This is a genomic window from Pseudomonas sp. DW-iso3, assembly GCF_058725305.1.
Map to the genome: position 1 here is coordinate 165,542 of NZ_JBZXDZ010000006.1, position 11,366 is coordinate 176,907.

At 59.5% G+C, this 11,366-nt stretch carries 10 protein-coding genes; 6 read left to right on the plus strand and 4 right to left on the minus strand.

What is annotated here, in order from left to right; genetic code table 11:
- Window positions 1–3 precede the first annotated feature (3 nt).
- Window positions 4–1,110, plus strand: coding sequence for an agmatine deiminase (gene aguA, locus AC4PS7_RS18725; protein ID WP_021492336.1), 1,107 nt, complete (start codon window positions 4–6; stop codon window positions 1,108–1,110).
- Window positions 1,111–1,344: 234 nt separating this feature from the next.
- Window positions 1,345–1,563: a hypothetical protein gene (locus AC4PS7_RS18730; protein ID WP_010214036.1), complete on the plus strand. Its 219-nt coding sequence runs from the start codon at window positions 1,345–1,347 to the stop codon at window positions 1,561–1,563.
- Window positions 1,564–1,601: 38 nt separating this feature from the next.
- Here the strand turns inward: AC4PS7_RS18730 and AC4PS7_RS18735 are convergent, their stop codons facing one another.
- Entirely contained in the window at window positions 1,602–3,689 is a 2,088-nt protein-coding gene (locus AC4PS7_RS18735) for a TonB-dependent receptor (protein ID WP_492179679.1), read from the minus strand.
- A 410-nt stretch (window positions 3,690–4,099) separates the two neighbouring features.
- Here AC4PS7_RS18735 and AC4PS7_RS18740 point away from each other — a divergent pair, with 410 nt between their 5' ends.
- The 3 genes from AC4PS7_RS18740 to AC4PS7_RS18750 all read left to right on the plus strand — a co-directional run bounded on the left by AC4PS7_RS18740 (window position 4,100) and on the right by AC4PS7_RS18750 (window position 6,545).
- Complete coding sequence (locus tag AC4PS7_RS18740) at window positions 4,100–5,416, plus strand: OprD family porin (RefSeq protein WP_010214034.1); 1,317 nt, start codon at window positions 4,100–4,102, stop codon at window positions 5,414–5,416.
- 203 nt (window positions 5,417–5,619) lie between these two features.
- The gene (locus AC4PS7_RS18745; protein ID WP_010214033.1) at window positions 5,620–5,823 is read left to right on the plus strand and encodes a tautomerase family protein; all 204 of its coding nucleotides are present in this window, start codon (window positions 5,620–5,622) and stop codon (window positions 5,821–5,823) included.
- 20 nt (window positions 5,824–5,843) lie between these two features.
- Window positions 5,844–6,545, plus strand: a complete 702-nt coding sequence (locus AC4PS7_RS18750) for an SDR family NAD(P)-dependent oxidoreductase (RefSeq protein ID WP_010214032.1) — start codon at window positions 5,844–5,846, stop codon at window positions 6,543–6,545.
- A gap of 3 nt (window positions 6,546–6,548) precedes the next feature.
- On the opposite strand, the gene AC4PS7_RS18755 is transcribed toward AC4PS7_RS18750, so the two are convergent.
- The 3 genes from AC4PS7_RS18755 to AC4PS7_RS18765 are packed head-to-tail and all read right to left on the minus strand — an operon-like array spanning window position 6,549 to window position 9,890.
- Window positions 6,549–8,126 (minus strand): M48 family metallopeptidase, encoded by a 1,578-nt coding sequence (locus tag AC4PS7_RS18755; RefSeq protein ID WP_010214031.1) that lies wholly within the window; start codon window positions 8,124–8,126, stop codon window positions 6,549–6,551.
- Between the two features lie 14 nt (window positions 8,127–8,140).
- Window positions 8,141–8,506 carry a hypothetical protein gene (locus AC4PS7_RS18760; protein ID WP_010214029.1) on the minus strand — a complete coding sequence of 122 codons (366 nt, stop codon included), beginning with the start codon at window positions 8,504–8,506 and terminating at the stop codon, window positions 8,141–8,143.
- A gap of 37 nt (window positions 8,507–8,543) precedes the next feature.
- On the minus strand, window positions 8,544–9,890 hold the full coding sequence (locus AC4PS7_RS18765) for a CHASE2 domain-containing protein (RefSeq protein WP_010214028.1): 1,347 nt from the start codon (window positions 9,888–9,890) through the stop codon (window positions 8,544–8,546).
- Window positions 9,891–10,403: 513 nt separating this feature from the next.
- On the opposite strand from AC4PS7_RS18765, the gene AC4PS7_RS18770 reads away from it, so the two are divergent.
- On the plus strand, window positions 10,404–11,336 hold the full coding sequence (locus tag AC4PS7_RS18770) for an NAD-dependent epimerase/dehydratase family protein (RefSeq protein WP_069672841.1): 933 nt from the start codon (window positions 10,404–10,406) through the stop codon (window positions 11,334–11,336).
- The last annotated feature ends 30 nt before the right edge of the window (window positions 11,337–11,366 follow it).

The window sequence follows — 11,366 nt, forward strand, 5'->3', positions numbered from 1 at the left end:
GCCATGACCACCCTGCACAGCACCCCACGCGCCGATGGCTTCCGCATGCCTGCCGAATGGGCACCACAGACTCAGGTCTGGATGATCTGGCCTGAGCGCCCGGACAACTGGCGCCTGGGCGGCAAACCGGCGCAGGCGGCTCATGTGGCGGTGGCCAAGGCCATTGCACGTTTTGAACCGGTCACGGTGGCGGTTTCCGCCGGTCAATACGAAAACGCCCGCGCGCGCCTGGATGTGCCGAACATCCGCGTGGTGGAAATGTCCAGCGATGACGCCTGGGTACGGGACACTGGCCCGACCTTCGTGATCAACGACAGCGGTGAGGTGCGCGGCGTGAACTGGGACTTCAACGCCTGGGGCGGTTTCGACGGCGGCCTGTATTCGCCGTGGAACCGCGATTCGCAAGTCGGCGGCAAGATCCTCGAAATCGAACGCGCGCCACGCTATCGCACCGAAGGCTTTGTGCTGGAAGGTGGGTCGATCCATGTCGACGGCGAAGGCACCCTGATCACCACCGAAGAATGCCTGCTCAACCGCAATCGCAACCCGCACCTCGACCGTGCCGAGATCGAAGCGGTGCTGAGCGCCAATCTGGCTGTGGATAAGATCATCTGGTTGCCGGACGGCTTGTTCAACGACGAAACTGACGGCCATGTGGATAACTTCTGCTGCTACGTGCGCCCGGGCGAAGTGCTGCTGGCCTGGACTGACGACCCGCAAGACCCGAACTACGCGCGCTGCCACGCCGCCATGGACGTGCTGCAAAGCAGCACTGACGCCCAGGGCCGCTCGTTCACAGTGCATAAAATGCCGATTCCGGGCCCGCTGTACGCGACCGAGGAAGAATGTGAGGGTGTCGACCCGGTTGACGGCACCCAGGAACGTAATCCGACGGTGCGGTTGGCGGGTTCCTACGTCAACTTCCTGATCGTCAACGGTGGCATCATCGCGCCGAGCTTCGACGACCCGCTGGACAGCCAGGCCAAGGCTATCCTGCAGGACCTGTTCCCGCAGCATGAAGTGGTGATGGTGCCGGGTCGCGAACTGTTACTGGGTGGCGGCAATATCCACTGCCTGACCCAACAACAGCCAGCGCCGCACAAAAACTGAGTGCAGTTGTAACAGCCCCATGACGACGAACCGGCGCTGATCGGTTCAGGCGTCCACAACAAGCCCGCGACCCAGACAGGTCGCGGGCTTTTTTGTGGCCAAACGCCTATGAACACGAGACATTGGCATAGCTCTTGTATCGCCGGTGTGACAGTGGCTCAAGGCGATGACTGCGCAGTTCTGTCATAAACCTTGAGTAAGTTAGCCGCTCACGCAGTAGGAGAGAGCGCTGAAATGAATGCCGATATCAACCTGATGTACACGCGCACGTCCCACCCTTTGCGGGTCAACGGCGACGCGATCCATGTGCTGGCGCTCTGGTTGAGGGAAAACGGCCCGCGGCAGATCAGGCAACAGCCTGACTGGCGCAGCGTGATGAGTGAACGTTATCCGGCGGGGTTGTTCAGTGAGGATGAAGTGCACGTGTTGTGCGATTTGTTGAAGAGCCTGTAGGCGCCGGCTTGCCGGCTCCTACAGGGAGAGGCGCTGCATTAGAAGCTGTAAGTGCCCGTCACTACCACGCTACGCGGTTCTCCCGGCTGAATTTGCGCCACACTGGTCGCCGACGCGTAGTAGGTTTTATCCGCGATATTGTTCAGCGCCGCCCTGACGTCCCATTCCTTCTGGCGGAACCCAGCCAACGCATCCCAGCGACCATAGCCCGGCAGCACCACGGTGTTGAGGTTGTCGGCATAGCGATCGCCGACCAGGGTCAAGCCGGTTTCCGCGTACCAGCCCATCTCCGGTTTCCAGGTAATGAACAGGCTGGCATTGCGTTTGGCCACATCGCTGACGCGCTTGCCTTCAAAGCCGTTGTTATCCTTCTCGACCGTGGCCTCTTGCAGGCCGACACCACCACGCACGTACCAGTTGCCGACGATCTTGCCGGTGGCGGTCAGCTCCACGCCGCGTGAGCGCTGCAAACCGCTGAGCAGCGTGATTGTGCGATCCAGGGGGTCGCTGGTGCGGCGGTTGTAGAGTTCCAACTCGTACACCGCCAGGGTGGTGCTCAGGCGGTCGTCGAGCCAGTCGCTCTTGACCCCGATCTCTTTCTGCTTGGTCAGCTCGGGGCTCAGGTCGTTGACGCTGCCGGCAGCGTTGGGGGTGACACCGATCAAGCCACCGCCTGCGGGAGAAAACGTCTTGCTCCACGAAGCATAGAAGGTGTGATGTTCCAGTGGGGTCCAGACCAGGCCGAAGCGCGGGCTGGTGCTGTGGCTTTTGACGTCCTGCTGGGTATTGAGCAGTTTGTTTTGGGTGTCCACTTCGAACCGGTCGTAACGCAGACCGGCCAGGACTTGCCATTGGTCATTCAGGCGCAGTTGGTCCTGCACGTAAATGGCACGGCTTTCGACTTCGGTGTGGTTGTTGCTCGACACGCTCATACGGCCGGTGTGGCTGAGGTTGCGGTTGGGCTGGCTGAGGTCCAGGCTCGGCACCGCCTGGCCGCCTCGGTTGACGGCGGTGGCGGTGTACAGCTTCGGATCGCGGCGCTGACTGCCCAGTTCGAGGCCGGTGAGCACGCGATGTTCCAGGCCGTAGGTACTGAAGCCACCTTCCAGCTCGACGTTGTTGAAGACATTGAGGGTGGTGAGGTCTTGCTGCCAGCGTTGGCGTGTCACGCTGTGGGTCGCCGGCACATAGGCGGTTTGATAGGTATTGTCGAAATCGCTGTCGAGCTTGAACACGCCCAGGGTCTGGCGCAGTTGCCAGTTGTCATTGAGTTCATAAGCCAGCTTGGAGCGTAGCGACTGGGTTTTGTCGTCGATGTAATCGCGGTTATCAAAGTAGGTGGTGCTGCGACTGACATCCGCGGGTCGGCCGTTGACGCCGGGAATGCCACGGTCAGGCGTGCGGTTGTAACGGCTGTATTCGTATTGCACCAGCCAGTTCAGGTCCGGCGTGAGCTGCCAGCTCATGGACGGAGCGAACAACTGGCGATTGCCGCTGACGCCATCGCGGAAGCTGTTGTTGTCTTGATTACCCATGTTCAGGCGCAGGCTGATGTTATCCGTGGGGTCGGTGCTGAGGTCGGCGTACACACTGCGCAGATCGTCGCTGCCGCCCTGGGCTTCGATGCTTGATTTGTGCCCGGCCATAGGCAGTTTGCTCACGCGGTTGACGATTCCTCCCTGACCGCCTCGCCCGTAGAGTACGGCTGCCGGCCCCTTGAGCACTTCGATGCGCTCGATGTTGTGCAGGTCGCGCACATATTGGCTGTCGTCGCGAATGCCATCCAGATAGAAGTCATTGCTCGCGTCGAAACCCCGGATGCGCACGCTGTCGAAGCGCGTGTCGGCGCCGCTGCTGACGTTGGGGATGCCGCTCAATGCCTGGCCCAGGTCATTAGTGCCATAGGAACGCAGGCTTTCGGTCTTCACTGAGTCGATGGCCTGAGGCACATAACGCACGGGTGTGGCGGTGCGGGTGGCGGTGCTGGTTTCTTTGACGCGTGGGTCGTCTTCGTCAACTTCGGCGCTGATCGAGGTTTCAGGCAAGGTAGTGGCCGCACAAGCAAAACCGACAGACAGCAGAACGGAGAGCCCAAGGGTGATGGGCGTCAGGCGAAGGGCAGGCATGGAGAAATGTATCCGAATTGTTAGGGAGGCAAACTGCGTTAATGGTAATGCTTTGCATTTACGTGCGTTATCCATTCCCAAACGTATCGGCCTGAAATATGTTACTAGATGTGTTTCCTGCCTGTTTTGCTGCGGTTTTATGTCGCTTTCAGAACGGCTGTAGGCCCCTCCTTAGAATTATTTCGCCTAAATACAGACGATTCGCGAAATTGACACATAGTTCCGGGCGCGACTAGGATTGCGCCCAACGCCTGTGGCTAACCGCCATGACTCATCCAATAAAAAAAGGCCCGCGGCCTGTTAAGTCGTCCGCGGGCCTTCTTTTTTCCGGAATCAGTCGACACCAGAAAAAGCGACATGGAGCCTGGTGTCACAGCGCGTACTCAACCAGGAATAAGGAATATAAGAAAATGTTGAAGCAACGGATGAGTCTGATCGCTCTGGGGATTTTGAGCGCATCGACAGCCATGGCAAACGATCAGGACCAGTCGAAGGGTTTTATCGAAGACAGCCACCTGAACATCGCCGCACGTAACGCCTACATCAGCCGTGACTACAAGAACGGCAAGCAAGACAAAGCCGAGTGGGGCCAAGGCTTCATCGGCAAGCTCGAATCCGGCTTCACCCAAGGCACCGTTGGTGTGGGTGTGGACGTGATTGGCCAATACGCTATCCGTCTGGACGGTGGTAAAGGCCGTGCCGGCGCTGGCGGTATCGACTTCTTCAAACAGGGCAATGGCACCACCAACCCTGATGGCTCGAACAACCCTGGCTCGGCCCCACACGACCTGGCCAAGGGCGGCGCTGCCGTGAAGTTCCGCGTTTCCAACACCGTGCTCAAGTACGGTGATCAGTTCCCGGCCGTGCCTGTGCTGCAGTACGACAACTCCCGTCTGTTGTCGGAAACCTACACCGGTACGTCGATCGTTTCCAAAGAGATCGCCGGTCTGCAACTGGACGCAGGTCACTTCACCAAAGAAGCCCGCAAGAGCATGGAAGGCACCGACAGCGGTCGCCTGAAAAGCATCGACTACATCGGTGGTAGCTACAAATTCACCGAAAGCCTGTCGGCTGCCCTGTACGCCTCCGATATGCAGGACGTGCTGAAGAAGCAATACGTCAACGTCAACTACGTGCTGGCCCTGCCAGAAAAGCAGTCGCTGACGTTTGACTTCAACGGCTACAAAACCAAGCTGGACCGCAGCTTCGCCCTGGAAAACCAGAAAGACGCTGACGCCCGTGACAACAAGATCTGGAGCCTGGGCGCTACGTGGGCTGTCGGCCCGCACAGCTTCACCGTCGCTCACCAGCGCAGCACCGGCGACACCGGCTACCTCTACGGCGGCTACCGCAACGCTGGCGGCATCGGTGACGGTGGTAACACCATCTTGCTGGCGAACTCCTACTGGTCCGACTTCAACGGCAAGGACGAGCGTTCCTGGCAGCTTGGCTACGGCATCGACTTCGCCACCTTCGGCGTACCGGGCCTGACCTACAACGTTGCCTACGTGCGCGGTACCAACATTGACGACGGTACCAACCGTGGCGATGGCACCGAGCGTGAAATCTGGAACCAGTTCAAATACGTCGTACAGAGCGGTCCAGCCAAAGACCTGAGCCTGCGTGCGCGTGCGTCGTGGCTGCGCGTGTCCAATAACGCCGACCAGTACAACGTGGGCGGTAACGAAATCCGTCTGTTCGCCGACTACCCGATCAACGTTTTCTAATGATCCGGCGTCGTGCCTGATTCCAGGCGATAAAAAACCCCGACTGGTTCGGGGTTTTTTTATGCGCGCTAGTGCGCTGCGGTCTTGTTACACCGCAGTACGAATGAAGTACTCGGCCCCACCTTTATCCCTCCCCGACGCAAGCCTAAATTGACCTCACTGCCCGCCCATCACCCCGATGGCCGGCCACTGGAGTCCCTGCCATGCCCTTTGTCAGCCTGCGCATCACCCGTGACGGCGTTACCTCGGAGCAAAAAGCCCAGGTCATCGCCGAGTTCACCGAAACCCTCGAACGCGTCCTGCACAAACGCCCCGATCTGACCCACATCGTCATCGAAGAAGTCGACACCGACAACTGGGGCTATGCGGGTATCACCACCACCGAATACCGCAAATCCCAAGCCTGAATCCCTACTGGAGAATCCTCATGAAGAAAGTCGTCATCATCACCGGCGCATCCCAAGGTATCGGTGCTGCCGTGGTCCAGGCCTACCGTGCCCTCGACTACCGCGTGGTCGCTACTTCGCGCTCGATCCAGCCATCCACCGACCCGGACATCCTCACCGTCGCCGGCGACATTGCTGACCGGGCCACCGCCCAGCGCGTCATCCACGAAACCCTGGCCACCTTCGGGCGCATCGACAGCCTGATCAACAACGCCGGTATCTTCGTCGCCAAACCGTTCACGGCCTACACGCAAGAGGACTACGCCAACGTCCTCGCGGTGAACCTCAACGGCTTCTTTTACATCACCCAACTCGCCATTGCCGAAATGGAAAAAAACAACGCCGGCCACATCGTCAACGTCACCACCAGCCTGGCGGATCACGCGATTGACGGCGTGCCGTCGGTACTCGCGAACCTCACCAAGGGCGGACTGAATTCGGCCACCAAGTCCCTGGCGATCGAGTACGCCAAACGTGGCATCCGGGTGAACGCGGTGAGCCCGGGGATCATCAAGACGCCGATGCACGGCGCGGAAACCCACGCGGCGCTCGGGCAATTGCATCCGGTCGGGCACATGGGCGAGGTGAGTGACATCGCCCAGGCGATTGTCTACCTGGAGAACGCCGGGTTTGTGACCGGCGAAATTCTGCATGTAGACGGTGGGCAAAGCGCCGGTCACTAAACGTCAGGCTTTGGCCGGCACGAGTTTTTTGCAGTTCTCTTTACGTGCCGGATATTGCTCACACTTGCGCAGCACGGTTTGCACCTGCTGCGCATTTTGCACTTGCTGGTTAGCCAATAATTTCTCGGTAATGAACAGTTCTTCAGAGCCGAGGTGACGTTCCGCCTTGTCGATCATCGCCAGCGCCGACTGCCCATCTCCGCGTTTGAGGTGATAGCTGATCATCAGGTCGAAGGTGGAGGGGCCCGCCAGGCTCCAGTCCTTGATCGCTTGCAGCTCTTTCAGCGCTTCGCCGCTCCGGCCCTGGGCCAGCCGCACGGTGTAGGCGGTGCGGCGGATACCGGGTTGGTCTTTGACGGGAGAGGCCAAGGCTTTGCGGATGAACCCATCAGCGTCTGGGACTTTGTTTTTCTCCAGGGCGTCGTTGGCGAAGTAGGCATCCTTGTAACCTTGCATGGCTTTCGCCACTTGCGGCGTGCTCTTCATTTTCGCCCAGCTTTGCGTGTTGATCCGTGCACGGCGCTCCTGGCGATACTCGCGTTGCAGGTACTGGCGTAACTCGGTGTCGCGATCAGTTGCCGACATATGGGAGCGATTGAAGTACTGGGCGGTCGCGGTGATGCTGGTGGTCAGGCCGTCTTTGACCAGCACATCCAGTTCCTGGGTAAACCGGTTCAGGTTGAACTGCTGCAGCGAATCCTGCATGGCGTTTTTACGCGCGGTCAGAAAGCCCGTGAGCAACGGTTTTTGCTTGCCCTGAAAATCACTGAGGCGTTCAAGGCTGTGGGTGGCGGCACGCGGCGCATAACCGGCGCGGATCATCAAGTCAGTGCCAAGCAAGTCGGCCTGGTCTTCCTGGGTGCGGCCCCAGGCGGTGCTCCAGACATGGTCGGAAAACGTGTTGGCCAGCGCGGTATACAGCACGGTATTTCCGATGGTCTTCTGGGTGCCGGCGGGGTCTTTGCTGAACAATTTCATCGTGCCGGAACTGCGATCCACGCCCGTGTCGGCAGCCATGGTGGCCAACGCGACCGTGGAGGCGACCGTGGTGAACATCTCTTTCTGCTGCTGGAAGGCGGCCATGCGATCGTGGTGGTGCAGCAATACGTGGCTCATCTCATGACCGAGCATCGCCGCGATTTCGTCTTCGCTCCCTACGTTATCCAGCATGCCCAGGGGCACGAACACATTTCCGTAAGGGTCAGCCGAAGGGCCGAAGCTGTAACTGTCGGTGATTTTTACCTGCAAGGCCGGCAACTCGCCCGGCCAGCCCTTGGATAAGCGCGTGACAATACCCTGCAGATACACCTGCAGCATCGGAATATCCACCAGGTTCTGCTGGCGAGCCTCGGCTGCGGGTACTGTGCGTCCGTCATAGCTCAAGCGTTGTTGGCTCTGGCGTTGCGGGTCGAGTTTGTAATACGGGCGCACGTCTGTGTTATCCACATAATGGCCCTGCACCCGGGATTGGGTCGAAGGTCCCACCAGATTCATGAACGCCTGATCGGCGCCCTTCAACGTGGCGCAGCCACTGAGTAGCGTGCTTGCCAGCAGGCTGGCCGCCCATAGAGATCCTTTCACCGCAGCGCTCCTTTTTATTGATTGCAGCCGGCACCAAAACCAATGGTGGAGTTGTTGCGGCTGTCTTTGGTCTGGCTTTTGGTCAGGCCTTGGCAGGGTAGGTCCACCACGTTCAGCGGCGGCTCGATGCGCAGGTCCATCGTGTCCAACCAGACCTTCTGGCCGGCCAGTTCCACCTGCACCAAGTCCAGCGCCTTGTTGTACTGCAACACCGGCAAGGGCTGCGTAGGCGTTTCCTGCTTCGATAACTCGCGCTGTTGTTTACCTTGCTCATCGAGCACCGCTACCGGGTCGGCGAGGAATGCCTTGATGCTGTGGGTTTCCGCCCAGGCGCCCTGGGTAAAGAGGGTGGCAAGCAAGACAATGAGGCTTCTGTTCATCCTTGGGTTCCTTGAGTCAGACATCTGAGCGGCACACTCAGCGATCTCGGTCGAAGAAGGCTTCGATCCGCTCGCTGAACAGCACCAATGACAGCAATACGATGCCCAGCACGTTGACCGGGGTGATGTTGTTGACGCTCAACAACACACTCATCAGGGCAAGCACCGACATCACTAACAACCACGACGGGCACGGCGAAGAAAAAAACCGGATCTCGCGGCGGCGCCAACGGCTCCAGGGGCGGTGACCCGCCAGCCGTCGCGCATGCAGCGCCTTGAGCACGGCGATCAACGCCAAGAGGGCGAGCTCCAGCAGGTCCAGCCAATTGAAGGGCAGGCCGGGAAAGTTGGCGGGCTCATGGGCGTAGTCCATGCCTGCATTGATCAGGTTATCCAAGGCCATGGCGTGCAGGTACACGCCCGGTAGCTGGCCGTGAACCGGCGAGTCCACCAAGTCTCCCGTGGAGGTGATATTGGCGCCGACCAGGACCAGGCGATCGCGCAATAACTCGGTGAGCAATGCCTGGTCTTGCGGGTCGCTGACTTCCAAGTCGCTGGCTGACACCGTCAGGGTATAAGGGCACCGGGCCTGGGCCGAGTCGTCGAGTTTCCAGAACACCGCCTGGAAAAACTGTGCGAGTCCATCCAGGACAAAATGCCGCGCCGGCGCGCAGTGGCGCACATCAGCAATACGCGCTTGCTCTGGCGCCAGCTTCAGCCCCCACTGCACCGCGATCGGCTGCCGCTGTGCGGCGGTTTGGGCATCCACCGGCGGCGACTGGCACTTCTGCGTTCTGCAGAGTTCGCGGTAGAGCACCATGGCTGGTGTTTCCATAAGCCCTAGTGGCGTCTGAACTGCCAACGGGTACTGGTCGTCCACGCCTTCCCAGGCCACCAGGCCTGGGCGGCTGACCTCGGCGAAGGGTTGCAGTGTGTTGGCCTGGCCCGCCTCTCCTCGCACGACGCCGGTATTCGCCAGCCACAGCGGGATACCCTGGCGCTGATAACGCTCGAACACATTTGCCAGTAGCTGGCTGCCCCGCGCCGGGTCGCCAAAAGAATGGTCATGGCTGTACAGCAAGTCCACGAAAACAGCCTTGGGCTTGTACGCCAGCAAACGTTTGAACAATTTGCTCTGCTCGCCGTAGGGCATCGGCCAAGAGGTGCCGTTGCGCATCAGGTAGGCGTCATCGATCACCACCACCGCCACGCGTTGTTGACCTTCGTTGGAATAGTGACTGGCGAACATGCGGTTAAGCCACTGCGCTGACGCCTTGTCGCTGGAACTGGCCAGGCCGAAAGGGTCCAGGACCGCCAGTAGCACGATGATTGCCGCGAGCCAGTAGCGGCGGTGATTAAAAAGCGGTGGGGTCGACAAATCCATGTCTCGATTAGAAGCACAAGCAAGGCAGGGTTTTTAACGGAGCGGGGAGGGGGTGTCAATGAAAAAAGGTGGCTAAGTGCCATATAGGTGTCGCACGCGCGGGCTCTCAGCAATGTTCGTGCGTGGCGAGCGTCCAGCATGGGTTTACAGGCGCGACTGAACGCCGCCTCGGACGCATAGCCAATCGCGAAGACAACGTAATGATCAATAAGCGCCGTCAATTAAATGACTTATTTATGGCTGAGGCTGCCGTTTGGCGGCAAGTTAGACAATACGTTGACAGTCCCTTTCGGATCCAACATTATTCGCGACGATTTTGATGGCTCTAAGCCATTAAAATGACATTAGTGACGCGCATTCGTCCCAGGCTGTGGTTCTTCAAGATTCAGGGATAAGGCGGCTTGGACTCGGATGGCCAGGCGACGTTGGTCAGGGTAGCCCTTAAACACTGTCACCTTTAATTAGCGGGTTCGCTGCTGCGTGCCTGCGCTCGAGTCTTAGGAAGCAAACTTCATGGCTGTAGGACGAATTCTGGTTACCGGCGGTGCAGGTTTTATTGGGTCACATCTGGTAGAAGCTTTGCTGGGTAAAGGCTACAAGATTCGCGTACTGGACAACTTGTCGACCGGTAAGGTGGCTAACCTGCCCGTCGCACATCCTGACCTGGAGCTGATGATTGGCGATGTCGCAGACAGTGCCGTGGTCGAGCAGGCCATGGCTGACTGCAGCGCAGTCGTGCATCTGGCTGCGGTGGCGTCGGTGCAGGCTTCGGTAGACGACCCCGTCGCCACCCACCAGGCCAATTTCGTCGGCACGCTCAATGTGTGCCAAAGCATGCTCAAGGCCGGCGTGACGCGGGTAGTGTTTGCCTCCAGCGCAGCGACCTACGGCAACAACGGCGAAGGCACGGCCATCGCCGAAGACACCCCCAAGTCCCCACTGACGCCTTATGCCAGCGACAAACTGGCCAGTGAGTACTACCTGGACTTCTACCGTCGCGAGCACGGCCTGGAGCCGGTGATATTCCGCTTCTTCAATATCTTCGGCCCACGCCAGGATCCGTCTTCGCCGTACTCCGGCGTGATCAGCATCTTCACCGAGCGCGCGTTGGCGGGTCAGCCAATTACCGTCTTTGGTGACGGCGAGCAAACCCGCGATTTCGTCTACGTGCAGGATCTGGTGAGCATCCTCGTCCAGGCAGTCGAGACCCGCGAACCGGCACCTGAAGCAATCAACGTAGGGCTCAGCCGCTCGACCAGTCTCAATGACCTGATCGCTGAACTGGGCAATGCCACCGGCACCGCGTTGAACGTGACGTACCAGGCACCGCGCCAAGGCGACATCCGCCATTCGCGCGCCAATAACACCCGTCTGCTGGAGCGCTTTGCACTCCCGCAACCGACGTCGATTGGCCAGGGTTTGGCGCAGCTGTTGCGCAGTTTGTAGTTCGCCGGTCACTTCGCCCGACGTTTACGC